Source organism: Gordonia sp. LUNF6 (assembly GCF_047041125.1).
GTDB classification, from domain to species: Bacteria; Actinomycetota; Actinomycetes; order Mycobacteriales; family Mycobacteriaceae; genus Gordonia; species Gordonia sihwensis.
Genome location: NZ_CP178181.1, coordinates 1,730,048 through 1,754,936, shown reverse-complemented (window position 1 = coordinate 1,754,936; position 24,889 = coordinate 1,730,048). Strand labels below are relative to the sequence as shown.

The window sequence follows — 24,889 nt, the reverse complement described above, 5'->3', positions numbered from 1 at the left end:
CTCAGCTCTCCTTCAGAGCGTCCAGGCCCGCGTTCAGCAGCGGACCCACGGCCTGTCCGGCGTCGGCGAATCCTTCGCCGACCGTCTGACCGTTGACGTAGCGGTAGTGAATGCCCTCGACGATCCCGGCCAGCTTGAAGCAGCCGAACGCGAGGTAGAACCCGAAGTCCGAGAGGTCACGGCCGGACTCGGCGGAATAGCGCGCGAGGACCTCGTCCTCGGTGAGGAAGCCGGGCGCCAGCGAGACGTCGGTGACGCCGCCGCCCGCAGCACCGAGACGGTGGTAGACGCACATCAGCGCCAGATCGGTGAGCGAGTCCCCGATCGTCGACAGTTCCCAGTCGAGCACCGCCCGGGCCTGATCGGCGTCGTCGACGAGCACGTTGTCGAGGCGGTAGTCGCCGTGGACGATGCCCGGGGCGGCGTCGGCGGGTACCCGCTCGGCCAGCAGCCCGTGCAGTCGCTGCATGTCCGGGAGGTCGCGGGTGTGCGCGGCGTCGAACTGTTTGCGCCACCGCGCGACCTGCCGGGCCAGAAACCCTTCGGGACGGCCGAAGTCGCCCAGTCCCACCTCGGCCGGATCCACGCGGTGCAGAGCGGCCAGCGTGTCGACGAGCCGCTCGGAGATCGCACGGGTGCGGCTGCTGCCCAGCTCGGCCAGTTCGGCGGCCTTACGGTAGGGAGTCCCGTCGACGGCCTCCATGACATAGAACCGCGCGCCGAGCAGGTCGGTGTCGTCGCAGATCGCGTACATCCGCGGCACGGGCACCTCCGTCGGCGCCAGCGCCGACATCATCGTGTACTCGCGTCCCATGTCGTGCGCCGTCGCCAGCAGCTTGCCGACGGGCGGGCGGCGCAGTATCCAGCGGTTGTCTCCGTCCGTGAGACGGTAGGTGAGGTTCGACTTGCCGCCGGCGATCAGCTCCGCGTCGAGCGCGCCGTCGATCGGGCCGACGTTCTCGATGAACCACGGAGTCAGCCGGGCCAGATCGAGACCGGGCAATTCGCGTGAACCGGTGGCCGCCATCAGAACACCAGCACCGAGACGGTCTCCGCGATGCACACCGGCTTCTCGCCGCCGTCGATCTCGATGGTGACCTTCTCGACCACCTGCTGACCGGCCGAACTCGCCTTCACCTCGACGAGTTCGAAGCCGGCCCGTACCTTCGATCCGACCGGGACGGGCGCGGGGAACCGCACCTTGTCGGTGCCGTAGTTGACGCCCATCGTGGTTCCGACCGCACGCCAGGCGCTCTGGCGCAGCACCGGAATCAATGACAGGGTCAGATAGCCGTGTGCGATGGTGGTGCCGAAGGGTCCCTTCGCGGCCCTCTCCGGGTCGACGTGGATCCACTGGTGGTCACCGGTGGCGTCGGCGAACAGGTTCACCTTCTCCTGAGTCACCTCGTACCAGTCGGAGTAGCCCAGATGCGTTCCGACGGCGGCGACGAGGTCTTCGGCACTGTTGATCTCGATCATCGTCAGGCCTTCGGTCCGCCGGCGACGTAGATGACCTGACCGGAGACGAAGCCGGCGCCTTCGCTCGCGAAGAAGCTCACGGTGTGCGCGATGTCGGCGGGCTCGCCCACGCGCTGGACCGGGATCTCCTTGGCCGCGGCGGTCTTGAAGTCGTCGAAGGAGACGCCGATGCGCTCGGCGGTCGCTGCGGTCATATCGGTCGCGATGAATCCCGGAGCGATCGCGTTGGCGGTGACGCCGAAGCGGCCCAGTTCCAGCGCCAGGGTCTTGGTGAAGCCCTGCATCCCCGCCTTGGCCGCCGAGTAGTTGGCCTGGCCGCGGTTGCCGAGCGCCGAGGTGCTCGACAGGTTCACGATGCGCCCCCAGCCCTCCTTGGTCTGGTACTGCTGCACCTCGCGCGACATCAGGAAGGCACCGCGCAGGTGCACCGCCATCACCGAGTCCCAGTCGGAGACGCTCATCTTGAACAGCAGGTTGTCGCGGATGATGCCCGCATTGTTGACCAGGATCGTCGGCGGCCCGAGTTCGGCCGCGACCCGGCTGACGCCGGCCTCCACCTTGACTTCGTCCGAGACGTCGACGCCCACACCGATCGCTCTGCCGCCGGCGGCGGTGATCTCGTCGGCGACGCTCTGGCAGGCCGCTTCGTCGAGATCGAAAACGGCCACGGCGTGACCGTCGTCGGCCAGACGGCGCGCCACCTGGGCACCGATGCCTCGAGCGGCGCCGGTCACGATCGCAATGCGCTGGGTGGTCATAGAGTTCTCTCCTTCGAGGACGTACTTGATTCGGATGTGCGGGATTCGGGTGTGCGGAATCGGGCGGAGCGGCCGGTGAGTCCGCTCGGGGTGGCCTGATACGCCACGCGTCCGACGGTATTGCCGTCGGCGAGCCGTTGCAGGCCGTCGGGGATTTCCTCCAGTGGCAGCCGCTCACTGACGAGGGGCGCGATGGCTCCGGAGTCGGCGAGCGCGGTGAGCTCGGCGTGGCATTCGCGGACGAGGTCGGGCGCGTACCTGTTGTACAGACCCCAGTGCAGACCGACCACCGAGTAGTTCTTGATGAGCGCGTGGTTCAGCGCCGTCTCGGTGATGGTGCCGCCGGCGAAGCCGATCACCAGGATCCGCCCCTCGAATGCGATGCACTTGGTGGACCGCAGGTAGGTGTCGCCGCCGACGGGATCGTAGATCACGTCGGCGCCGCGACCGCCGGTTTCGGACTTGACGACCTCGACGAAGTCTTCCGCGTGCCGGTCCACCACGACATCGGCGCCGAGCGCGCGAGCGACCCCGGCCTTGGCCGATCCACCGACCACGCCGATCACCTTCGCGCCGGCGGCCTTGCCCAGTTGAATCGCGGCACTGCCGACCCCGCCGGCCGCGGCGTGCACCAGCAGGGTCTCCCCCGGTTGGAGCCGGGCTCGACGGTGCAGTCCGAACCAGCCGGTCTGGTACCCGATGAACAGCGACGAGGCCTGCGCATCGTCCAGGGACTCCGGCGCCGGGAAGGTCTCGGCGGCGGCCATCACCGCGTACTCGCCGAAACCGCCGTACGGCAGCACCGCGCCGCCGAGCACCCGGTCGCCGACCGACAGCCCGGCGACGCCCTCACCGAGCGCGGTCACCTCACCGCACAGTTCCACTCCCGGGGTGAACGGCAGTTCCGGCCGCACCTGATAGAGCCCGCGGCACATGAGGACGTCCGGGAAGTTCGCCGCGGAGGCGAGTACCCGCACCACCACCTGCCCCGGTCCCGGCTCCGGGAGGTCGACGTCGGCGAGGTGCAGCACCTCAGAGGGCTCGCCGAGCCGTTGCACCCGCCACGCCTTCATCGCGGCTCTCCCGCGGACCGGGCCGAGTCGAGCCTGCGCTGCAGTTTGTTCATGCCCGCGAGCCAGCGGTCGGTGTCGCCGGCCCTCGCCCGGTAGTAGCCGGACACCTCGGGGTGCGGCAGGATCAGGAAGTCGTCGCCGTCGAGGGCCGCCTCGACCGCCGCCGCCACGTCGTCCACGGAGAGTGCGACGTCATGGCTGAGCAGTTCTTCGAGGGGCCCGGACTGATCGAGCATCCGGGTGCGCACGCCCTGCGGACAGATCGCCTGCACCACGACTCCTCGATGCCGATAGGTCGCCGACAGCCATTCGGCGAAGGCGACGGCGCCGTGTTTGGTCACCGAATACGCGGGAGCGCCGAGCATGGTCAGCAGCCCGGCCGCCGAAGCGGTGACGACGAACCGTCCGCCGCCGCGCTCGATCCACTCCGGGACGAGCCGGCGCGCCGCGTGCACGTGCGCGAGCACGTTGACATTCCACGAGAGCTCCCAGTCGGCGTCGTCGGCCTCGAGCCCGCGCCCTCGGTCGACTCCCGCGTTGGCGAACCACGCGTCGATCGGACCGTAGGCTTCGCGGGCCGTCGCGATCAGGGCGTCCACGCCGTCCTGCGACGCGGCGTCGCCCGGTGCGGCCACCGCGGTTCCGCCCGCGCCCGCGATCGACGCCACCGTGCGTTCGGCGCCCTGCGCATCGAGATCGGCCACCACCACCCGAGCGCCCCGCGCACCCATTGCGACGGCGAGCCCGGCGCCGATGCCGTTGCCCGCTCCGGTGACGACGACCGTCTTACCGGCCGGATCGAAGGCCGCCGGGTCCGCGCCGCTCATCAGGCGCCGCCGCCGAGGAGCACGCCGCCGTCCACGACGAGCGTCTGTCCGGTCATCCAGCCCGCGTCGGCCGACAGCAGGAAGGCCACCACCGAACCGATGTCGTCCGGCTCCCCCAATCGCTTGAGCGGGTACGCCGAGGCGACCTGCTCCTCGCGACCCTCGTAGAGGGCGGTGGCGAACCGCGTCTTCACCACCGCCGGAGCCACCGCGTTGACCCTGATGTTCGGTCCGAGCTCCCACGCGAGCTCTTCGGTGAGATGGATGACCGCGGCCTTCGACACCCCGTAGAAGGCGATGCCCGGTGCGGGGCGCAGACCCGCGATGGAGGCGACGTTGACGATCGCACCGCCGTGCTCGCCCTGCCAGGCCCGGTTGACCGCCTGCGCCCAGCGCAGCGCCGAGATGACGTTGACGTCCATGATCTTGCGTGCGGCCTCGGGATCGATGTCCATCAGCGGTCCGTAGACCGGGTTGATACCGGTGTTGTTGACGAGCAGATCCGCACTGCCGAAGCGCTCGACGGTCTTCGCCACCGCATCGGCCTGATGGTCGGGGTCGTCGCCGCGACCGGGTACCGCGAGTGCCACGTCCGCACCGCCGAGCCGTTCGACGGCGTCGTCGAGGGCCTCCTTCTTGCGAGCGGTGATCGTGACCTTGGCGCCTTCGGCGATCAGCCGCTCGGCGATCGCGAACCCGATGCCGCGGCTGGCGCCCGTCACGATGGCCGTCTGGCCCTTGAAGCGCTGAGGATCGATCTGTGCCACGGAGTCTCCTTGTCATGAACTGCGGTGAACTCTGACTAAGCGCTTGCTTAGCTGTTACGATCCACCTTGCACCACGGTGAGACATCCGTCAACCGGTCTCGCCGGATGCGGCCCGGCTCATATCCGAGACCGTGCGGCACCGACCCGGCACACAGGAGGCGAGCGTGAACGACGAGAGCATTCCGTCCCGATCCGAGCTCACCCGGCGGCGTCTGCTCGACGCCGCATTGGAGGCCTTCGCCGAACGCGGCTTCCACGGCACCACGACGCGCGACATCGCGTCGGCCGCCGGCATGAGTCCGGCGGCGGTGTACGTCCACTACCGCAGCAAGGAAGACTTGCTCTTCGAGCTCTCGCACACCGGCCACCAGGCCACCCTCGCGACCGTCGAGCAGGCCGACGACCCCGGTGCGGACCCGGCAGAGCGGCTCGCCTCGGTGATACGCGCATTCGCCGAGTGGCACGCGAGGGGACACACCAGCGCACGGATAGTGAACTACGAACTCACGAGTCTGACTCCCGAACACCGCCGCGAGATCGTCGAACTCCGCCGCGACATCACTCGGCGCGTGCGGGCGATCGTCGACGCCGGGATCGCCTCGGGCGCGTTCGACGTCGACGATCCCCACACGACCACGAACTCGCTCCTGTCGATGGGGATCGACATCGCTCGCTGGTACTCCGAGTCCGGCCCGCTCGACCCGAGCCGGCTCGGCGACTTCTACGCGGGCATCGCCCTCCGCGTGGTCGGCGCCGCTCCGGTGCGCGCCGATCGGCCCGATCCGTAGTCCGAATGAATTGATTTGCGACACACCGAGGCCAACCGGGAACATTCAGGGGCCGGTATTCGTCTGACAGAGTGAAGGACGACGAACCGATTCGCGGTTCGCCGGCTATGGGACGGAGGACGACATGAGCGACATCGCCACGACCGCACCCGCGAGGACGCCGCTGACTGCCGCAGACCGCTGCGATCGCTGCAGCGCCGCTGCCAAGGTGCGCGCCACCCTGCCGACCGGTGGAGAGCTGCTCTTCTGCCTCCACCACTACAACGATCACGAGGCCCGCCTCGTCGAGATCGGGGCGGTGGTCGACTGACCGCCGCGCCGGTCACGGCCGGCTGACTCCAGGCTCGAAGCCCTGCGAACCTACCAGGTTCGCAGGGCTTTGATCCTTTCGCGCAACTGTTCGGCGGTCGCCATCGCCGTCGGCGGACCGCCCAGGCGAGTGCGCAGCTCGTTGTGGACCTGGCCGTGCGGCTTGCCCGTCCGGTGGTGATGGAGCGCGACGAGGGTGTTCAACTCCTTGCGCAGGGCGTGCAGGTTCTCCCCCGTCTGCCGTTCAGCGGCGTTCGGAGCGGCCTGCGCCTGAGCGTCGTCGGCGGGACGCGCCTTGGCCGCGGCCGACCGTCGTGTCACCTGGTCGGCCTGCCGCTGCTGCAGCAGCGTTCGCACCTGGTCGGCGTCCAGCAGTCCGGGAAGTCCCAGATAGTCCGACTCCTCGTCGGAACCGACGAGTGTCGTGGTGCCGAACGAGGAACCGTCGTAGATCACCTGATCCAGTTCGGCGTCGGCGTGCAGCGATTCGAAGGTCTTCTCGTCCTCGCCCGGCTCGTCCTCGCGCTTGTTGGCCTGAGCCAGGAGCCCGTCCTCGAGTCCGTCCGACTCACGATGCGGCTTGCCCAGCACGTGATCGCGCTGCGCCTCGAGCTTGCTCGCCAGGTCGAGCAGCACCGGCACGGAGGGCAGGAAGACGCTCGCCGTCTCCCCCGGGCGCCGCGACCGCACGAATCGGCCGATCGCCTGCGCGAAGTACAGCGGAGTCGACGCATTGGTCGCGTACACCCCGACCGCCAGCCGCGGCACGTCGACGCCTTCGGACACCATGCGCACCGCGACCATCCACTCGTCCTGACTCGCCGAGAACTCGGCGATCCGGGAGGACGACTTCGGATCGTCGGACAGGATCAGCGCGGGCTTCTTGCCGGTCATCGACAGCAGGAGCTCGGCGTAGTCGCGCGCGGTCTGCTGGTCGGTCGCGATCACCAGTCCGCCCGCGTCCGGCACACCCGAGTCCCGCAGCTTCATCAGCCGACGGTGGGCTGCCGAGAGGACCGCGGGGATCCAGTCGCCGTGGGGGTCGAGCGCGGTGCGCCAGGCGCGCGAGGTCTGCTCGGCCGAGAGCGGCTCACCGAGCCGGGCGGTGAACTCCTCACCCGCGCTGGTCCGCCAGCTCGCCTGACCGGAGTATGCGAGGAAGACCACTGGCCGGACCACGCCGTCGCGCAGGGCGTCGGCGTAGCCGTAGGAGTGATCGGCCTTCGAGCGCTGCCCACCGCCCGGCTCCGGTTCGTAGGTCACGAACGGGATCGGGGAATCGTCCGAGCGGAAGGGTGTTCCGGTCAGCGACAGCCGCCGTTCCGCATCGCTGAACGCCTCCCGGATCCCGTCGCCCCACGATTTCGCGTCGCCGCCGTGGTGGATCTCGTCGAGAATCACCAGCGTCCGGTACTGCTCGGTGCGGACGCGGTGGCGGGACGGGTGCGCCGCCACCTGTGCGTACGTCAGGACCACACCGTCGAAGTCCGAGCTGGTCGACCCCGTCGAGTTGGAGAAGTTCGAGTCCAGCGCGATGCCGACGCGCGCGGCCGACTGTGCCCACTGGTGCTTGAGATGCTCGGTCGGCGCGACGACGGTGATCCGTTCCACGGTCCGGTCGGCCAGCAGTTCCGAGGCCACGCGCAGCCCGAAGGTCGTCTTTCCGGCACCCGGCGTCGCGACGGCGAGGAAGTCCTTCGGCCGTCTGGTCAGGTATTTCGTCAGCGCCCGCCGCTGCCAGGCGCGCAGCGGCGCGCCCGATCCCACGCGCCGAGCAGCCTCACCGTCGACCTCGTCCACCCCGTCACCGATTGTCGTCCCGGACCCGACTTCTGTCTCCGTGCTGGTCACCCTGCTCCTGCACCCTCCTCGCGAGAAAACCTCCACGAGTCTATCCCGGCCGCCGGACATCCTCGCGGTCGCCGCCGCACGCCTGCGCGCCACGCCCGCCGGCGGGGCGCTCGTTCCGGGCGTGGCGCCCATCCGCCATGCTGGTAGGCATCGACACCGAGCACCACGCGCCCACCGACGGCGAGGAGAACGCGAGTCAGGACGACCGGCAGAGCCGGGCGAGCCTGCCCGAAGTGATACGTGGAATCCCTCGTCTGGCGTGGCGGACGACGGTCAAGTCCTGGGACGACTCGATCATCGGCTGGGCCGCGCAGGCGGCGTTCTGGCAGGCTCTGTCGCTCCCCCCGCTGTTGCTCGGCGTACTGGGCAGCCTCGGATACATCGCCGACTGGTTCGGCCCCGACACCGTGCAGATCATCACGGAGCGCATCATCTCGTTCTCCGAACACGCCTTCACACCGAACGTGGTCGACGACCTCATCGCTCCGACCGTCGAGAACGTCCTCGGGCGGGGCCGAGTGGCGATCATGTCGGTGAGCTTCGTGATGTCTCTGTGGGCGGGATCGTCGGCGATGTCGTGCTTCGTCTCCTCGATCGTGCACGCACACGGACAGCACGAGATCCGCCACCCGGTGTGGCAGCGCATCTTCGCGCTGCTCATCTACATGGTCTTCCTGGTCTCCGGCGTCCTGGTGCTGCCGCTGGTGGCACTGGGGCCGACGTATCTGCACCAGATCCTGCCCGACGCGTGGGATCCGGCGATCTCCGATCTGGTCGACTGGGGCTACTTCCCGTTCGTGGGGGTGCTGTTGATCGGCGCGCTGGTGACGCTGTACCGGTTCGCGCTGCCGCATCCGGCGCCCTGGCACCGGCTGCTGCCGGGCGCCCTGTTCGCGGGTGTCTTCTTCTGGGTCGCGACGTACGTCCTGCGCTTCTACCTGACCGCGCTCACCCGCGCCGGCTACACCTACGGCGCCCTCGCGACGCCGATCGCGTTCCTCCTGTTCACCTTCTTCCTCGGCTTCGCGATCGTCGTAGGAGCCGAGTTGAACGCCTCGATCGAGGAACTGTGGCCGGCGCCGCGCGGCGGCGGGGTGGTGCGCAACTGGGTCACCAGCCAGACCACCGAACTGACCGACACACTGCGCAATCGCGCACTGAACGGCCGCGGGTCGGGCGACGGCCGGGACGGGGACGACGGCCGGGACGGGGACGATCCCGACGGACCCGCCCCGACCGCCCGCTGAGAATCGGTTACTTCTTCATCTTCTGGTAGATCTTCTTGCACTTCTCGCAGACCGGCGAGCCGGGTTTCGCGGACTTGGTGACCGGGAAGACCTCACCGCACAGGGCGACCACGTGAGTACCCATGACCGCGCTCTCGGCGATCTTGTCCTTCTTCACATAGTGGAAGACTTTCGGAGTGTCATCGTCCTCCTCAGTGCGTTCATCGATGTCCGGGCGTTCGATCGTCTGAGTAGCCATGACTCCATTGTGGACCACTGTGCAACCATGGAGGTATGGCGGAACGACGAGGACGCGATGGTGACGGCGACAGCTTCCTGATCACCAGCGCTGAACCCGACCGCGACGCCGTCTTCCGCGCCCGCAAGCGTCGCTATTTCCTGATGATGTCGATCCGCATCCCCGCACTGATCATCGCGTCGATCGTGTACGGCGTCACGCAGAACGGCTGGATCGCACTGGCGATCATCGTCGCGTCCATCCCGATTCCGTGGATCGCCGTCCTCAAGGCCAACGACCGGGAACCCCGCAAGCACGGCGAGGTCCCGATGTATCACTACGGCAGCACCCGCTCCGTGCAGCCGGAGATCGCGCCCGAGCCGCATCGCGATCGCTACGACGACCGGTCGCACCGGATCATCGAATCCGAGGTGGAGGGACGTCCCGATCCCGAGCACCCGGAACGAGAGTAGGGCTCAGCCCACCGCACGTTCGTCGCGTCCGCCGCCGATACGGTCGCCGTCCACTCGGTCGCCGTCCACGCCGTCGGCCAGCCAGGTCGCGACCGCATCGTCGACCGGCATCTCCAGCGCCGCGCACAGCCCGACGACGGTCCCGAAACTCGGGCTCGGCATCCGGCCGGACTCGAGCTTGCGCAATGTCTCCGGCGAGATCCCGGCTGCGGCCGCCACCCGCACGGGATCGCGGTCGGCCCGTGCGGAGCGGAAGAGGACTCCGAGGCGTCTGCCTGCGGCGAGTTGCTCGGGAGTCAACGGGAGACGAACCATACCCGCAGCTTAGCGGTATTCGAATACCGCGGGGCTGCTACAGTGTCGGTATTTAAATACCAACGCTGGGAGATGACGATGATGGAGCTCAAAACGCCGGATGAGATCGGGAAGATGGCGGTCACCGGCGCGTTCGTCGCCGAGGTCCTCACCGACCTCTCACGTCTCGCGCGCCCGGGCGTCGACGTGATGGATCTGGAACATCACGCACGACGGCTGATCGCCGATCGCGGCGCGGTCAGTTGCTATTGGGACTACTCCCCCTCCTTCGGCCGAGGACCGTTCCGCAACGTCGTCTGCCTGTCCGTGAACGACGCCGTGCTGCACGGCCTGCCCGCCCCGCACGTCCTCGCACGCGGCGATCTCCTGACCATGGATTTCGCCGTCTCGATCGATGGCTGGACTGCAGATTCGGCGATCACCGTTCAAGTCGGCTTCGACGACGACGTCGCGTCCCGCACCGACGATCCCGACGCACGACTGATCGACTCCACTCGCCGTGCTCTCGAGGCCGGCATCGCGGCCGCCCTTCCCGGAGGCCGACTCGGCGACATCTCCGCCGCCATCGGCGCCGTCGCCGCCGCCGACGGCTACCGCGTGAACACCGACTTCGGCGGCCACGGTCTCGGCCGCACCATGCACGAGGATCCACATGTCCCGAACGTCGGACGCGCCGGCCGCGGCCTCCGATTGAAGCCCGGAATGGTACTGGCTCTCGAACCGTGGTGGGCTGCGGGAACCGACGAGATCGTCTACGACGCCGACGGCTGGACGATCCGCTCGGCCGACGGGAGCAACACCGCGCACTCCGAGCACACCGTGGCGATTACCGAGGACGGACCGACCGTCCTCACCGCTCGCTGACAGCCGCCGTGTCCACAGTGTCTGCAGTCTCCACAGTGTCCGCAGTCTCCACAGTGTCTGCAGTCTCGACAGTGCATGCAGTCTCCACCGTCGCTGCAGTCTCGACCGTCCACGCCGACATTCGGCTGACGGCGCGAGCGGCGTCGGGCAGCCGAGAACGCAGCAGGTCCGCGAGTTCGCCGGGCCCGAAGCTCGCGACGACGGTCACCTCCATGTCGCGATCGTGGGCGACGTCGAGCAGTGCCGCCCACCGGGCGAGCGCGTCGGGGCCGGCGACGCACTCGTCGGGCATCGTCACCCGCCAGCGCGGAAAGCGCTCGGCCAGCGACAGGTAGTCCGATACATGGGCGGGGACCTCGCACAACTCGCCGAACCCGAACTCCACCGTCCCCTCTTCGTCCATCTCTTCGCCGGAGGCGACCGGGCGGCCGCCCCCGGCGCGTCGCACGGATCCCGCACCGCAGATCGTCCAACGCCCCCGACGGAAGCCGCCGGCGGCGAGGACGACCGCCGCACCCGCCTCCCGCAGATCGCGGCCGTCGTCCAGGGTCGCGACGGTGAAGATGTCTTCGATCGTCGCGATGGTCGGCTCGAATGCAGAGTGGAACAACGGGTTCGGCATCAGCTCGGCGGGCGCGCGATTCGAGGTCACGATGATACGGATCCGGCGGCGGTGCAACTCACGCAGCACTCGGTCGAGCAGCACTCCGTCGGCCGGGTCGTGGACGGTGAACTCGTCCAGGCAGACCGCCCGCGCCGAACCGACCAGTGCGGACACGCTCGGGGCGAGCCCGCCGGTCGCACCGATACCGTCGTGCAGATCCCGGAAGAACTCGTGCAGATGCCATCGGCGCGCACCGAGTGCCGCGACCACGGCGTCGACGAGCCAACTCTTACCGCGGCCGGGCGGACCGTGGAGGTAGACGTTCTCCTCACCGCACAGCAACCGCAGCACGGCGAGTTGTCCATCGGTGAGACGCAGTCCTTCCCGTGCCGCGCGCTGATGCACTGCCGCACGGACCGCGGCGCGGCGCTCCCGGTCCGCACGCATCGCTCGCTGCTCTCGCCACTTCCACATAACGAACACTCTATGTTCGTAGAGGGTGATTCAATGAGTGCCGTGCCCGATCTCACTCCCAGGACCGATCGCCGTGAGGCGATCTGCGAGGCTGCGCTCGACCTCGCCGCCGCCGGCGGCAACCGCGCGGTGACCCACTCTGCCGTCGACCGGGCTCTCGACCTGCCCAAGGGATCGACGTCCTACTACTTCCGCACCCGTGCAGCCCTTCTCGGCGGCGCGATCGCGCATCTGACCCGGACCTCGCGCGCCGCCTTCCACCGCGTGTCGGCGACCGCCGAGTCGTCGGGCGCGTCACCGGGCACGGTCATCGCCGACTATCTTCACCATCTGACCGGCGTGCGGATGCGCGATGTGCGTGCCCGTTACGCCCTCGCCCCGGACGCCGCCGAAGCCGGCACGGCGACGGCGCTGAGCGAGTGCCTCTTCTCCCGGTCCGCAGCCATCGCGCTCTTCGCCGCCGGTTCCCGTATCTCTCGCGAGCGGGGTGCGGACGATCTGGCCGAGGATCTGATGGTGTTCTGCGAGGGCGTCACGGCTCTCGCCTACTTCTCCGGCACGGTGCGCGGTGCGCGGGAACTTCGGGATGCGATCGGTCGTTACTTTCCTGACCTGGTCCAATGAGCCGATTCCACCGCGCAGCGGTAGACTAAGCAACTTCTCAGCAACCACGGGGAACCTTTCCGGCACCCGCGACGTTGGACCTGGTGAACGCACTGATGAAACGCATCTCCAGGAGGTCGCATGGCTCACTCGACGATTGCCCGCCCGTCCGAAGCTCGTTCCACCCGTACTCGCCCGGCTCTCACCGAGCAGGATCTGGATGCGCAGTCACCCTCGGCCGACCTCGTCCGCGTCTACCTCAACGGCATCGGCCGCACCGCTCTGCTGACCGCTGAGCAGGAGGTCGACCTGTCCAAGGCCATCGAGGCCGGGCTGTATGCGAAGCATCTCCTGGCCACCAAAAAGCGCCTCAGCCCGGCCAAGAAGCGCGATTACGCCATTCTCGTCCGCGAGGGCGAACAGGCTCGCGCGCATCTGCTTGAGGCGAACCTGCGCCTGGTGGTCTCCCTGGCCAAGCGCTACACCGGCCGGGGCATGCCGCTGCTCGACCTCATCCAGGAGGGCAACCTCGGTCTGATCCGCGCCGTCGAGAAGTTCGACTACGCGAAGGGCTACAAGTTCTCGACCTACGCGACCTGGTGGATCCGCCAGGCGATCAGCCGCGGCATGGCTGATCAGAGCCGCACCATCCGCCTGCCCGTCCACCTCGTGGAGCAGGTCAACAAGCTGGCCCGTATCCGCCGCGAACTGCACCAGCAGCTCGGCCGGGAGGCCACCGACGAGGAACTGGCCCTGGAATCGGGTATCCCGGCTGAGAAGATCGCCGATCTGATGGACCACAGCCGCGATCCGGTGAGCCTGGACATGCCCGTCGGCAACGACGAGGAGGCGCCGCTCGGCGACTTCATCGAGGACGCCGAGGCCACCTCGGCCGAGACCGTCGTCATCGCGAACCTCCTGCACTCCGACATCCGCTCGGTGCTCTCGACGCTCGACGAGCGGGAGATGCAGGTCATCACGATGCGGTACGGCCTCGAAGACGGTCAGCCGCGCACGCTCGACCAGATCGGCCGCGCCTTCGGGCTCTCGCGCGAGCGTGTCCGCCAGATCGAGCGCGAGGTCATGACCAAGCTGCGTCAGGGCGACCGCGCCGAGAAGCTCCGCGCTTACGCGAGCTGATCCGATGAGGGACCGCGCCGCGGTCCCGCCCCAGACCGGCGGCTGCGGTCGATGATCCCCCGAGTCAACCCAGCCGCCTCGGCCCGGTGTCCGCGAGTGTGGGCACCGGGCCGACATCTATGTGCGACCCCAGGACCGAGATCCCGTCGGGCGAGGCGAGGATCGGGTCGAGCGTCAGCTCGCGGATCTCGGGGACGTCGTCGATCAGCGCCGACACCCGCTGCAGCAACTCCACCAGCGCGTCCGGATCGGTGTGGTCCTCGGCCAGCAGCGTCCGGACACTCGGCTCGTCGACCAGTTCCCTGGCATCGTGCTCAGTCAGCGGGATCGACCGGAAGCTCCGGTCACCGAGCGCCTCGAACAGTCGTCCGGAGAGGCCGAACGACATCAGCGGACCGAACGACGGACTGTCGGAGACGCGGAGGTACATCCCGACGCCTTTCGGCGCCATCCGCTGCACCTGGAGCGACGAGTCGCCGGTGAGGGTCTGCAGTTCGTTGAACGCGGTGATGACCGCGGTCGCGTCGGACAGGTCCAGCCGGGCGCCCTCCCGGTCCACCCGACCGACCCAGGCCGGCGAGGTGGACTTCACCACGACCGGGAATCCCAGCTCACGCGCCGCCGCAGACGCCTCGTGCATCGTCCGGACGTCCCGGAACGGAACCACTTCGATGCCGAAGTGCCCGAGCACGTACGACCCCTCGCGCGGAGTGAGCGAGCGCGGGCCGTCGGCCATCGCCTCTCGCACGAAGCTGCGCGCGTCCTCCGGCCGCGAATCCGGGATGGGTGCGGGCGCGGCGGCCGGCCGCGACCGCCACCGGGAGTAGCGCCACGCCTGCGCCAGCGCGCTCGCAGCGCGCTCGGGCGTCGGGTACGACGGGATCGACCCGCGCACGGGCAGCCCGTCCGGTCCGGTGCGCGACAGACCGGGCGGAACACCCTCCACCGCGAGGAAGGTCGTCACGACCGGTTTGGTCGGAACGTCGCCTCCGTCGGCCGGGCGGGTCGCTTCCAGCAGGCCCAACGCGTAGTCGGACGAGTCGACGGCCACCGGCGGGACGAACACCACGATCACCGCGTCGATCGCGTCGTCGTTCATCGCCTCGGCGACGGCGGCCGACAGTGCGTCGTGTGTCACGGCCGGCCCCAGATCCACGATCGAGACCACTTCGAGGCCCGAGCTGCGGGCGGTGTTGGCAGCCAGGGACGCGATGACCGACGAGTTTCCGAGGATGGCCGTCCGGGGACCGTCGGGCAGCGGCTGGTAGGCCAGCACGGTAGCGGAGTCGAAGAGCTCCGCGATCGTCTCGACCTGGATCACCCCGGCCTGTTCCAGCACCATCTGTGCCACGCGGTCGTCGCGCACCGGACCGGTGCGCTGGGCGTGTACCGGCGACATCGCCCCGCTGCCCGACTTGATCGCGACGATCGGCTTCTTGGACGCCACCCGGCGAGCGATCCGCCCGAACTTGCGCGGATTGCCGAAGCTCTCCAGGTACAGCAGCACCACGTCTGTGTCGTCGTCGGTGTCCCAGTACTGAAGCACGTCGTTCCCGGACACATCGGCGCGGTTGCCCGCGGAGACGAACGTCGACAGGCCGAGCCGGCGGTGGGCGGCGGTGTCGAGGATCGCGATGCCGAGCGCACCGGACTGGCAGAAGAATCCGACGCGGCCCGCCCCCGGAATGCGGGGAGCCAATGACGCGTTCAGCGCGATGTCGGGATGGTTGTTGACCACGCCGAGCGCATTGGGCCCCACCAGGCGCATTCCGTGGGCGCGGACCTGTTCGGCGAGCCGCTTCTCGTTCTCCAGCCCGGCCTCGCCTTTCTCACCGAAGCCCGCCGACACCACCACCAGGGTCCGCACGCCTTTGGCGAGACAGTCGTCGAGCACTTGGTCTATGCGGGCGGCAGGCACCGCGATGACGGCCAGATCCACCGGGTCGGGGATGTCGCGCACCGTCGAATAGGAGCGGATCCCGCGCACCGACGGCGGTGCGGTGCGCGGCGGTCGTCCGGGACCGCGGCGCGGCTGAGCGTCGTCCGGTTCGGACGCCACCGCCGAACCGTTCACCGGGAACACCGGCCCGGTGAAGCCGGCCGCGAGCACATTCGCCAGCAACACGTTGCCGACCTTCTTGGGGTCGGCGGAGGCACCGATGACGGCCACCGACGAAGGACGCAGCAGATTCGCGATGCTGCGTGCCTCCGAGGCACGCTCGCGGGCGTTGCGCACCGCCGTCAGCGCCTCGGTGGGATCGATCAGGAACTCGACGTGCACGGTGCTGCCGTCGAAGGCCCGGCTGATCTGATATCCCGCATCACGGAAGACGGCCACCATGTTGGGGTTCTCCGACAGCACCTCCGCCTCGAACCGGGTGAAGCCGTTCTCCGCCGCCGCACCCGCCAGGTGCTCGAGCAGGATCGGACCCAACCCACGGCCCTGGTGATCGTCGGCGACCACGAAGGCCACCTCGGCGGACGTCGGTTTACCGTCCGCCGCGAGCCCCTCGTACAGCCCCATCGCGATCACCCGGTCGCCGAGGAAGGCCAGCAGGGCGACGCGGTTGCGGTAGTCCACCGTCGTCATGCGCACCACTTCACGCGGCGGGAGCGTCGGCGTCGGACCGAAGTACCGCATGTAGCGGGTGCGTTCGCTGAGACCGTTGTGGAACTCGACGAGCAGGTCGGCGTCGGCGGGCATGATGGGCCGGATGTGAACCACGCCTCCGTCCGAGGCGAGGACGTCGGCGCTCCACTGCCGCGGGTACTCGCGCGGGAGCGCGTCCTCGGTCGTCGGCGTGTCCTCCGTATCGCTCGCGGTGTCCGTCGATCCGGTGTCGGGCGTGTCAGTCACGAGGATCCTCCGGGTCCAGGCCGTGCAGCGGGAACACCGCTCGGCGGGTGGCGATGATGGCTTTGTCGGTCTGCCGCTGGGCGGTCTCCGAGACGCCGTCGGGTGGTTCTGCGCTGCCGTCGCCGTCCCAGCGGACGAAGTCGGTGACGCCGCCGTCTCCCATCGTGGCCTCCGGCGGCCGCGCGTAGTCGGGGTGAACCGTCTTCGCCAGATCCTGCGCGCCGGCGAGCCAGTCGTCCCCGATGCGGGTCTGCGCGGGCACGTCGCGATCGAGCGCCGCGCCGATCAGATGCGTCCAGCTGCGCGGGACCACGTTGATCACGCCGTATCCCCCGCCGCCGACGGCCAGCCAGCGTCCCTCGCAGTACCGGTCGGCGAGTTCGCGCAACGCCCGGACCGCGGCGGCGTGGCCGTCGACGGTCAGTGCCAGGTCGGTGAGCGGGTCGTCGCGGTGGCTGTCGACACCGATCTGCGTCACCAGGATCTGCGGCTTGAACGCCTCCACCATCGACGGAACGACGGCGTGAAAGGCGCGCAGCCACAACGAGTCCGGCAGCCCGGGCATCAGTCCGACGTTCACCGCGGTGCCCGTGGCCGGCCCCTCGCCCACTTCGGTGGCCCAGCCGGTGCCGGGCCACAGCGTCGCGGGGTGCTGATGCAGCGACACCGTCATCACCCGCGGGTCGCCGATGAACTCGGCCTGCACGCCGTCTCCGTGGTGCGCGTCGACGTCGATGTAGGCGATCCGGTCGTAGCCGTGCTCGAGCAGCCAGCGGATCGCGATCGAACAGTCGTTGTAGATGCAGAAGCCGGCGGCGTGGCCCTTCATCGCGTGATGCATGCCGCCGCCGATGTTGACCGCTCGGCGCACACTTCCGGACGCGATCGCCGCGGCCGCGGCCACCGAGCCGCCGACCAGCATCGCTCCCGCATCGTGCATGCCCTCGAAGATCGGGTTGTCCGCGCTGCCGAGGCCGAAGAGACGCTCGAGGACCGGGCCGTTGAGCGAGGCGGTGCCGTAGCTGACGGCCCGGACCGCGTCGACGTAACCCTGCGTGTGGACGGTGGTCAGGAGCCCGTCGTCCACCGGCAGCGGCTCGATCGTGTCCACGTCGTCGAGCACACCGAGGCTGCGCGCCAGCGACATCGTGAGGGCGAGGCGCACCGGACTCATCGGGTGGGTGTAGGCCCACTTGTACTCCATGAAGTGCTCGCTCCAGATGATCGCCGCACTCATCGCCTCGCCTCTTTTCGCATCACCCTGTCACGCTAACGGTTTCACGCCACTCGGGGACTGCATCAGGTGCCCCTGACGCCCTGCCTTACAGGTAACCTGAACTGAGGCGAAAGGACTGAGGCTTCGTGAACGATCTTGTCGATACCACAGAGATGTATCTGCGGACGATCTACGACCTTGAGGAGGAGGGGATCATCCCGCTGCGCGCTCGCATCGCCGAGCGCCTGGAACAGAGTGGACCGACGGTCTCGCAGACGGTGGCCCGCATGGAGCGCGACGGGCTCCTGCGCGTCGCGGGCGATCGGCATCTCGAACTCACGGACAAGGGCCGCAATCTGGCCATCTCAGTGATGCGCAAGCACCGATTGGCCGAGCGGCTGCTGGTGGACGTGATCGGTCTGCCGTGGGACGAGGTGCACGACGAGGCCTGCCGCTGGGAACACGTGATGAGCGAGAACGTCGAGCGGCGCATCGTCGAGGTCCTCGACAACCCGACGACGTCGCCGTACGGCAATCCGATTCCCGGGCTGGAGCAGCTCGGGGTCGAGGCCAGTGCGCGCGAGGACACCTCGGTGCGGCTCGTCGACCTCCCCCAGGGTGAGAGCACTGTCGTGATCACGCGTATGTCCGAGCACGCGCAGGCCGACCCGGAGTTGATCTCCGAGCTGCGGCAGGCCGGCGTGGTGCCGAACGCACGCGTGTCGGTGAACGTGACACCCCGTGCGGTCATCATCAACACTCCCGGACACGAGGGGCTGACGCTGTCCTCGGAGATCTCGCACGCGATCTTCGTCAACAAGACCTGATCACCGCACGGTCAGCCGGCCGGCTCGTGCACCGGGGCGGGCAGAGGGCCGCCGAGGCTCTCGGCGATCTCGTATGCGAGTTCGGCGAGTCCGCGCAGTTCCCTCGGTCGCATGCCGTTGATCAGTGCAGTGTCGAGCAGGTTCGCGAGATGGTAGTCGGGGTCGGCGTCGTGCGCCACGCCGAACGCCACGCCCGCGTACGCGCCCTCCCCGGCCATGTAGTGCAGATGCCCGAGCAGTGTGGCCGCCGCCGCGCGGGCATGGCCGTCGAGCCGTCTGGTCAGGGTGCGCCACAGATCCTCCGCCGCGCCGCGCTGTTCGGTGAGCGAGAGTCCGAGCAGCGCGTCGCGCACATGCACCGACACCAGCGCTTCGGCGAGGGTGTTCACGTCCGCGCACGTCAGATCGGTGTCGCCGGCGCTGAAACGGGCCAGCGTCCCCAGCGCGAATGCGAGCCCCTGCGCGTCGACGCGGCCGGGTTCGTGCCGCACTGGAACCGGTGACACGCCGCGGCAGCCCGCCCGGGCGCAGTGCGGTTCCGGCGACAGCAGCGCAAGCATCTCCGACCGCCGCGCCAGAATCCGTCTGCCGGAGTGGACCGCGCGCTCCAGCGCGGTCGGCGAGGCGTTGGGGTCCGACAGCACTCCGGTGGCCGGTACCGCCGCGGTGAACGGATAGGGCGCCGCTCGGCCCCCGGCCGGTCGCCACACGGTGTGCCACCGGCTGCCCGAGGCGGCCTGTGCCATCGCGAACGCCGCGGACAGTCCGCCCGCGGGGCCGAAGCCCTTGTTCGCAGCCGCCGCGACGGCGCGGTAGCGGTCGTCGTCGGGCGGGTAGCGGTCGTCGACGATCACCGCGACGGTGCCGATGGCCCCGTAGGAGGCCGCGAGCGTCCCCAACCGGATGAACAGCTGCCGCATGCCGGCGGACGGCGAACCGTTCTTGGTCAGGCACAGATCGTGCCGCATGGTCGCCACGACAGTGCGGTCGGCACCGAACACCAGCAGCACGATCGACTGTTCGGGCACGAAGCCGAGCAGTCCCGGGACCGCGGCGAGCAACTTGTCGGGATCGGAGCGACCGTCGGTGTGGCCGCCTGCGGGAATGCTGAGTGAATTGGTCATGCACCCACGCTGGCCTCGACGCGGCCGGCCGGGAAGACCCCGCCGGCCGATGTTGACCGACAAGGCGTCGATGCACAGATCGACCTGGGCGTATGCCCGTCGGTGGTGCGTCAGCCGCCGAACGCGCGTGTCCGTGCGGCGTCGAACAGCGTGCGAGTGGCGCCCAGTTCCTCGGCGCCGAGATCGTCGCCGCCCGGACGCCGATTCTGCACGTAGACGCGGATGTCCCCCTGCTGCGCCACGAACTCGGTCACCGAACTCGTCGGCGGCGGCGCGGGCTGATCGGCCGGTCCCATTCGGATGCGGCGCTCGAGCCGGACTCCGGGAACACCGCCGTCGACGGGAGTGACCTCGGTCGCCACCGACGTGCCGACCGTTCCGCCGAGAGCGAACTCCCCGCACCGGCGGACCCGCGCAACGAAGTCGTCGAAGCTGTCGGTGGCGCGCACCACCATCGTGGTCAGCGTCCCCTGCGCGGGCCCTCCCGGCCCCACGAGCACCCTCGCCGTCGGCGCATCCACCGGCGCCGGAGTGCAGTCGGCCGGGGTGTTCTCACCGCGGAGCGGACGGAACGTGATGTCCGCCAGGATGCCCGGGACCTGGGCGGACGGGACCGGCTGCCCGGGGCCGTAGGGGAACGCCGAACTCGGTACCGACTTCGACGAGAGGTCCAGTGACGGGACTGCCTCTCCCGTCACGGCGCACGCCGACGCCGCCCCGGCCACCATCAACAAGGCAGCCACAGACTTCACTCCAGCAACAAGTCGCACACCACCACTGTGCCATCCGCGCGGCCGCGACACGGGAATGACCCGCCGCGGAGCCGTGTTGAACGCGATGAGTCCCGTACGGGACAATGAGATGTTCCATTCGAAGGGAGAGACCATGGACGAGCGGCAGGACGACCCCCGCAAGCTCTACGATCTCGAGTTCCCGGCTCCCGCCGTGTACGGCGCCGACGGCGACGGACCGGTGCTGATCCACGCCCTCGAGGGCTACGCCGACGCCGGACACGCCGTCGCGCTGGCCGCGACGCACCTGCGCGAGGCCCTCGACTCCGAACTGGTCGCGACGTTCAACACCGACGAGTTGATCGACTACCGGTCGCGGCGGCCGATGATCTCCTTCAGCGGTGTGGAGTTCGACGGGATCGACATGCACAAGCTCACCGTCCACGCGGTGCGCGACAACGCCGGGGTTCCGTTCCTGCTGTTGGACGGACCCGAGCCCGACCTGCGCTGGGAGCAGTTCACCACCGCGATCACCGCACTCGCCGAGCGGTTCGGCGTCTCGCAGGTGGTCGGTCTGAACTCGATCCCGATGGCGGTTCCGCACACGCGGCCTGCCTCGATCACCGCGCACGGCAACGATTCGGACGCTCTCGGCGACCTGAACCGCTGGGGCAACCCGATGAAGCTGCCCGCCAGCGCGTCGATGCTCCTCGAACTGCGGCTCGGCCAGGCCGGCTACCGCACCGCGGGCCTGTCCGCGCACGTTCCGCACTACCTGGCGCAGGCCAACTATCCCGGCGCGTCCGCCGCACTGATCCAGGCGATCGGAAAGGTCGCCGGTCTCGATCTGCCGGTCGCGGCGCTCGAGAACGCCGCGGAGCAGATGCGCGAGCAGATCGACGGCGAGGTGGCCTCCAATGCGGAGGTCGCGGCCGTCGTCACGTCGCTGGAGAACCAGTACGACGCCTACATGCGCGCGAAGAACGAGCAGGCCTCGCTGCTGGCCGCCGACCAGGACGTCCCCTCGGGCGACGAACTGGGTGCGGAGTTCGAGCGGTTCCTGGCCGAACACGCCGCGGAGTTCGACGGACTCGGCGACGGCGCCTTCCCGGAGCCGGACGACGAGAGCGACACCGGACCCGACGACACACAAGGACGTGATCCGAGCTGACGACGCCGGCCACGGAACCGAGCGACACCGTTCCGCTGACGCCCACCACTGACGAAGATCTCGCATTCGAGAGGTTCACGACGTGGTGGGCGTCTCGCGGGCTCGACCTGTACCCGCATCAGGAGGAGGCGCTCCTCGAGCTCGTCTCGGGCAGCAACGTGATCCTGGCGACGCCGACCGGATCGGGCAAGTCGCTCGTCGCCTCCGGCGCCATCTATTTCGCGCTCTGCCGGGGGCGGCGCGCGTATTACACAGCGCCGATCAAAGCCCTGGTCAGCGAGAAGTTCTTCGATCTGTGCGATCAGTTCGGTGCCGCCAATGTCGGTCTGCTCACCGGCGACGCGTCGGTCAACGCCGACGCGCCGATCGTGTGCGCGACCGCCGAGATCGTCGCCAACATCGCCCTGCGCGACGGCGCCGGATCCGACGTCGGCGTCCTGGTGGCCGACGAATTCCACTATTACGGCGAGTCCGACCGCGGCTGGGCCTGGCAGGTCCCCCTGATCGAACTGCCGGATCCGTCGCCCGAGACCGCTGTCGACCGGCAGCCGCAGTTCCTGCTGATGTCGGCGACGCTGGGCAGCATGGACTTCTTCGTCGACGACCTCACTCGCCGCACCGGCCGCACCACCGTGCCGGTGACCGGTGCGCAGCGGCCCGTGCCACTGCAGTACCGATACGCGATCACCCCGATCCACGAGACGATCGCCGAGCTGATCGACGCCGGCCGGGCGCCGGTCTACGTGGTTCATTTCACGCAGCAGCAGGCCGTCGAACGCGCCCAGGCGCTGCTGTCGGTGAAGATCTGTGACAAGGAGGAGAAGGCGGCCATCGCCGAGGCGATCGGCGACTTCCGGTTCCAGACCGGCTTCGGTGGCACCCTGTCGAAACTCCTGCGGTCGGGCATCGGCGTGCATCACGCGGGCATGCTCCCCCGCTACCGGCGGCTCGTCGAACGGCTGGCGCAGGCCGGCCTGCTGAAGGTGGTCGCCGGAACCGACACCCTCGGCGTGGGCATCAACGTACCGATCCGCACCGTGCTGTTCGCGGGCCTGACCAAGTACGACGGCCACCGGGTGCGCCGGCTGCGAGCGCGGGAGTTCCACCAGATCGCCGGCCGTGCCGGCCGGGCGGGTTTCGACACCGTCGGCTACGTGGTGGCCCAGGCACCCGAACACGACGTCGAGAACGCGCGCGCCGTGGCGAAGGCGGGCGACGACCCCAAGAAGCTGCGGAAGGTGGTGCGCCGCAAAGCCCCCGAGGGGTTCGTCAGCTGGGGCGAGAAGACCTTCGAAACGCTGATCGACGCTCCCGACGAAGAGTTGAAGTCGCATTTCCGGATGACCACCGCGATGCTGATGGAAGTGCTCGAACGGCCCGGCGACTGCTTCGCGGCGCTGCGGCATCTGCTCGAGACCAACCACGAACCGCGCTCGCGGCAACTGCGCCACATCAAGCACACCATCGCGCTGTACCGCGACCTGTGCGAGACCGGGATCGTGACGAAGCTCGACCGGCCCGCGGCGGACGGGAAGCACGTGGAACTCTCCATCGACCTGCCGGAGAACTTCGCCCTCACCAATCCGCTCTCGGCGTTCGCGGTCGCCGCGTTCGAACTCCTCGACACCGATTCGGACACCTACGCGCTCGATGTGATCTCGATACTCGAATGCACCCTCGACGATCCGCGCCCCGTGCTCGTCGCGCAGCGCAAGCAGGCGCGCGACGCCGCCGTCGCCGAGATGAAGGCCGACGGGATCGAGTACGAGGAGCGCATGGAGCGACTCGAGCAGATCACGTGGCCGCAGCCGCTCGCCGAGGAGATCGGTTTCGCATACGAGACCTATCGCCGGGGCCATCCCTGGCTGGCGAACACTCCCCCGTCGCCCAAATCCGTCCTGCGGTACATGCGGGAGCGGTCGATGACCTTCACCGAGCTCATCTCCGACCTCGGGCTCGCGCGCAGCGAGGGCGTCGTCCTGCGGTACCTGACCGACTGCTACCGCGCACTGAACAGCGGGTTGCCGATGTCGGCGGTCACCGACGAGATCGAGGACATCACCGACGAACTCGGCGATCTGATCCGCGACGTCGACTCCAGCCTCATCGACGAGTGGGAGCAGCTCACCGCTCAGGTGTGAGGTCGACGGCGGTGCCGTCGGTGCCGCCGGACCGCGTGCCCGCCGGGGTCACCGCGCCTCCGTCGGCCACCAGTTCGGCGATGTCGGCGGCCAGCGCGCGGTAGGCCTCGCCCCGGCCCGACGACTCCCGGTACACGAGGCCGATCGTGCGGCCGGGCCGCGGACGCGCGAACTCGGCCGTGGCGAGTCCACCCGCCGCGGTCTCGACGGCCACCGCGGTCTGCGGGATCAGCGTCACTCCCAGACCGCCTTCGACACACTGCACGGCGGTCGTGAGCGACGCGGCCCGCGTCTGACGCAGATCGGGTGAGACGCCGGCGAGCTGACACACCTCGAGAGCCTGGTCGCGCAGGCAGTGTCCTTCGTCGAGCAGCAGCAGCGGAAGATCCTCCAGCATCTTCGGCGACAGCCGCTTCCGTCCGGCGAGCGGATGTCCTTGCGGCAGCGCGAGGACGAAGTCCTCGGCGTACATCGGGATCTCGCCGATCCCCGGTGCGCCGGCGGGCAGGGCGAGGACCGCCGCATCGAGGGCTCCGTCGCGCAATTGTCCGAGCAGACGGTCGGTCTGATCCTCCACCACCAGCAGATCGAGCGCCGGTCGGCGCTCGGCGAGCCCGTGCAGCACTCGGGGCAGGATGTAGGGCGCGATCGTCGGGATCAATCCCAACCGGAGAGTCCCCGACAGCGGGTCGAGGTCGCCGGCGGCATCGAGCAGGAAGTCGTCGACCGCGTCGCACACCGCGATCGCCGACCCGAGCAGCCGGCGGCCCTCCGCCGTCAGCATCACCCGCCGGGTGGTCCGTTCGACGAGCCGGAGTCCGAGCCCCGCCTCCAGTCCGGCCAGCGCCTGTGACAGCGAGGGCTGACTGACCCCGAGTTCGGCTGCGGCGGAGCCGAAGTGCAAGTGCTTCGCCACGGACACGAACGCCCTCAGTGCGGTGATGGGCGGCTGATAACTTTGATCGGTCATGCCTATCAATATAGTGACTACTATCGCATTTGCTTTTCACTGGGTTTCGGGCAGAATGGACTC

General features: G+C 69.0%; 25 protein-coding genes. 10 read left to right on the top strand and 15 right to left on the bottom strand.

Going from position 1 to position 24,889, the window contains the following annotated elements:
- Nucleotide 1 precedes the first annotated feature (1 nt).
- From ACK8HH_RS08225 to ACK8HH_RS08200, 6 genes are read right to left on the bottom strand one after another with little or no spacing between them, the layout of a single operon-like run.
- The gene (locus tag ACK8HH_RS08225) at nucleotides 2–1,027 is read right to left on the bottom strand and encodes a phosphotransferase family protein (protein WP_062366848.1); all 1,026 of its coding nucleotides are present in this window, start codon (nucleotides 1,025–1,027) and stop codon (nucleotides 2–4) included.
- A complete protein-coding gene (locus tag ACK8HH_RS08220) occupies nucleotides 1,027–1,479 on the bottom strand; it encodes a MaoC family dehydratase (protein WP_045538178.1) in 453 nt (150 codons plus the stop codon). Before ACK8HH_RS08220 ends, ACK8HH_RS08225 begins: the two co-directional genes overlap by 1 nt.
- A 2-nt stretch (nucleotides 1,480–1,481) precedes the next feature.
- A complete protein-coding gene (gene fabG, locus ACK8HH_RS08215; RefSeq protein WP_006896312.1) occupies nucleotides 1,482–2,237 on the bottom strand; it encodes a 3-oxoacyl-ACP reductase FabG in 756 nt (251 codons plus the stop codon).
- Nucleotides 2,234–3,310, bottom strand: coding sequence for an NADPH:quinone oxidoreductase family protein (locus ACK8HH_RS08210; RefSeq protein WP_412475675.1), 1,077 nt, complete (start codon nucleotides 3,308–3,310; stop codon nucleotides 2,234–2,236). Before ACK8HH_RS08210 ends, fabG begins: the two co-directional genes overlap by 4 nt.
- Nucleotides 3,307–4,137, bottom strand: a complete 831-nt coding sequence (locus ACK8HH_RS08205; protein WP_006896310.1) for an SDR family NAD(P)-dependent oxidoreductase — start codon at nucleotides 4,135–4,137, stop codon at nucleotides 3,307–3,309. The genes ACK8HH_RS08210 and ACK8HH_RS08205 overlap by 4 nt, the downstream gene beginning before the upstream one ends.
- On the bottom strand, nucleotides 4,137–4,904 hold the full coding sequence (locus ACK8HH_RS08200) for an SDR family oxidoreductase (RefSeq protein ID WP_006896309.1): 768 nt from the start codon (nucleotides 4,902–4,904) through the stop codon (nucleotides 4,137–4,139). Before ACK8HH_RS08200 ends, ACK8HH_RS08205 begins: the two co-directional genes overlap by 1 nt.
- A gap of 164 nt (nucleotides 4,905–5,068) precedes the next feature.
- On the opposite strand from ACK8HH_RS08200, the gene ACK8HH_RS08195 reads away from it, so the two are divergent.
- Together ACK8HH_RS08195 and ACK8HH_RS08190 are read left to right on the top strand one after the other, a co-directional pair.
- A complete protein-coding gene (locus ACK8HH_RS08195; protein ID WP_045538181.1) occupies nucleotides 5,069–5,692 on the top strand; it encodes a TetR/AcrR family transcriptional regulator in 624 nt (207 codons plus the stop codon).
- Between the two features lie 124 nt (nucleotides 5,693–5,816).
- Nucleotides 5,817–6,002, top strand: a complete 186-nt coding sequence (locus ACK8HH_RS08190; RefSeq protein ID WP_045538182.1) for a hypothetical protein — start codon at nucleotides 5,817–5,819, stop codon at nucleotides 6,000–6,002.
- Nucleotides 6,003–6,052: 50 nt separating this feature from the next.
- Here the strand turns inward: ACK8HH_RS08190 and ACK8HH_RS08185 are convergent, their stop codons facing one another.
- Nucleotides 6,053–7,852, bottom strand: coding sequence for a DEAD/DEAH box helicase (locus ACK8HH_RS08185; protein ID WP_375002019.1), 1,800 nt, complete (start codon nucleotides 7,850–7,852; stop codon nucleotides 6,053–6,055).
- 137 nt (nucleotides 7,853–7,989) lie between these two features.
- Between ACK8HH_RS08185 and ACK8HH_RS08180 the strand changes: the two genes are divergently transcribed.
- Entirely contained in the window at nucleotides 7,990–9,099 is a 1,110-nt protein-coding gene (locus ACK8HH_RS08180) for a YihY/virulence factor BrkB family protein (protein WP_412475674.1), read from the top strand.
- Nucleotides 9,100–9,106: 7 nt separating this feature from the next.
- On the opposite strand, the gene ACK8HH_RS08175 is transcribed toward ACK8HH_RS08180, so the two are convergent.
- Complete coding sequence (locus ACK8HH_RS08175; protein WP_006896303.1) at nucleotides 9,107–9,337, bottom strand: DUF3039 domain-containing protein; 231 nt, start codon at nucleotides 9,335–9,337, stop codon at nucleotides 9,107–9,109.
- Nucleotides 9,338–9,372: 35 nt separating this feature from the next.
- Here ACK8HH_RS08175 and ACK8HH_RS08170 point away from each other — a divergent pair, with 35 nt between their 5' ends.
- Complete coding sequence (locus ACK8HH_RS08170) at nucleotides 9,373–9,789, top strand: DUF3099 domain-containing protein (protein WP_062366836.1); 417 nt, start codon at nucleotides 9,373–9,375, stop codon at nucleotides 9,787–9,789.
- Between the two features lie 3 nt (nucleotides 9,790–9,792).
- On the opposite strand, the gene ACK8HH_RS08165 is transcribed toward ACK8HH_RS08170, so the two are convergent.
- Entirely contained in the window at nucleotides 9,793–10,104 is a 312-nt protein-coding gene (locus tag ACK8HH_RS08165) for a helix-turn-helix domain-containing protein (RefSeq protein WP_006896301.1), read from the bottom strand.
- 78 nt (nucleotides 10,105–10,182) lie between these two features.
- Here ACK8HH_RS08165 and map point away from each other — a divergent pair, with 78 nt between their 5' ends.
- Nucleotides 10,183–10,968 carry a type I methionyl aminopeptidase gene (gene map / locus ACK8HH_RS08160; protein WP_006896300.1) on the top strand — a complete coding sequence of 262 codons (786 nt, stop codon included), beginning with the start codon at nucleotides 10,183–10,185 and terminating at the stop codon, nucleotides 10,966–10,968.
- Here map and zapE read toward each other — a convergent pair.
- A complete protein-coding gene (zapE, locus tag ACK8HH_RS08155) occupies nucleotides 10,955–12,046 on the bottom strand; it encodes a cell division protein ZapE (protein WP_412475673.1) in 1,092 nt (363 codons plus the stop codon). The genes map and zapE overlap by 14 nt on opposite strands.
- A 33-nt stretch (nucleotides 12,047–12,079) precedes the next feature.
- Here zapE and ACK8HH_RS08150 point away from each other — a divergent pair, with 33 nt between their 5' ends.
- Together ACK8HH_RS08150 and ACK8HH_RS08145 are read left to right on the top strand one after the other, a co-directional pair.
- Nucleotides 12,080–12,670: a TetR/AcrR family transcriptional regulator gene (locus tag ACK8HH_RS08150; RefSeq protein ID WP_412475672.1), complete on the top strand. Its 591-nt coding sequence runs from the start codon at nucleotides 12,080–12,082 to the stop codon at nucleotides 12,668–12,670.
- A gap of 120 nt (nucleotides 12,671–12,790) precedes the next feature.
- Nucleotides 12,791–13,789: a sigma-70 family RNA polymerase sigma factor gene (locus ACK8HH_RS08145; protein WP_006896297.1), complete on the top strand. Its 999-nt coding sequence runs from the start codon at nucleotides 12,791–12,793 to the stop codon at nucleotides 13,787–13,789.
- Nucleotides 13,790–13,853: 64 nt separating this feature from the next.
- On the opposite strand, the gene ACK8HH_RS08140 is transcribed toward ACK8HH_RS08145, so the two are convergent.
- Together ACK8HH_RS08140 and ACK8HH_RS08135 are read right to left on the bottom strand one after the other, a co-directional pair.
- A complete protein-coding gene (locus tag ACK8HH_RS08140; protein ID WP_006896296.1) occupies nucleotides 13,854–16,646 on the bottom strand; it encodes a bifunctional GNAT family N-acetyltransferase/acetate--CoA ligase family protein in 2,793 nt (930 codons plus the stop codon).
- Complete coding sequence (locus ACK8HH_RS08135) at nucleotides 16,639–17,883, bottom strand: acetoin utilization protein AcuC (RefSeq protein ID WP_006896295.1); 1,245 nt, start codon at nucleotides 17,881–17,883, stop codon at nucleotides 16,639–16,641. The genes ACK8HH_RS08140 and ACK8HH_RS08135 overlap by 8 nt, the downstream gene beginning before the upstream one ends.
- Nucleotides 17,884–18,008: 125 nt before the next feature.
- Here ACK8HH_RS08135 and ACK8HH_RS08130 point away from each other — a divergent pair, with 125 nt between their 5' ends.
- A complete protein-coding gene (locus tag ACK8HH_RS08130) occupies nucleotides 18,009–18,689 on the top strand; it encodes a metal-dependent transcriptional regulator (RefSeq protein WP_006896294.1) in 681 nt (226 codons plus the stop codon).
- Between the two features lie 11 nt (nucleotides 18,690–18,700).
- Here ACK8HH_RS08130 and ACK8HH_RS08125 read toward each other — a convergent pair whose 3' ends face one another.
- Both ACK8HH_RS08125 and ACK8HH_RS08120 read right to left on the bottom strand, forming a co-directional pair.
- Nucleotides 18,701–19,813, bottom strand: coding sequence for a DUF4192 domain-containing protein (locus tag ACK8HH_RS08125; RefSeq protein ID WP_006896293.1), 1,113 nt, complete (start codon nucleotides 19,811–19,813; stop codon nucleotides 18,701–18,703).
- Nucleotides 19,814–19,923: 110 nt separating this feature from the next.
- A complete protein-coding gene (locus tag ACK8HH_RS08120; protein WP_062366891.1) occupies nucleotides 19,924–20,556 on the bottom strand; it encodes a hypothetical protein in 633 nt (210 codons plus the stop codon).
- Nucleotides 20,557–20,698: 142 nt separating this feature from the next.
- On the opposite strand from ACK8HH_RS08120, the gene ACK8HH_RS08115 reads away from it, so the two are divergent.
- Both ACK8HH_RS08115 and ACK8HH_RS08110 read left to right on the top strand, forming a co-directional pair.
- A complete protein-coding gene (locus ACK8HH_RS08115; protein ID WP_006896291.1) occupies nucleotides 20,699–21,715 on the top strand; it encodes a proteasome assembly chaperone family protein in 1,017 nt (338 codons plus the stop codon).
- Nucleotides 21,712–23,856, top strand: coding sequence for a DEAD/DEAH box helicase (locus ACK8HH_RS08110; protein WP_039867356.1), 2,145 nt, complete (start codon nucleotides 21,712–21,714; stop codon nucleotides 23,854–23,856). The genes ACK8HH_RS08115 and ACK8HH_RS08110 overlap by 4 nt, the downstream gene beginning before the upstream one ends.
- On the opposite strand, the gene ACK8HH_RS08105 is transcribed toward ACK8HH_RS08110, so the two are convergent.
- Nucleotides 23,840–24,826 carry a hydrogen peroxide-inducible genes activator gene (locus ACK8HH_RS08105; RefSeq protein ID WP_039867354.1) on the bottom strand — a complete coding sequence of 329 codons (987 nt, stop codon included), beginning with the start codon at nucleotides 24,824–24,826 and terminating at the stop codon, nucleotides 23,840–23,842. The genes ACK8HH_RS08110 and ACK8HH_RS08105 overlap by 17 nt on opposite strands.
- Nucleotides 24,827–24,889 lie beyond the last annotated feature (63 nt).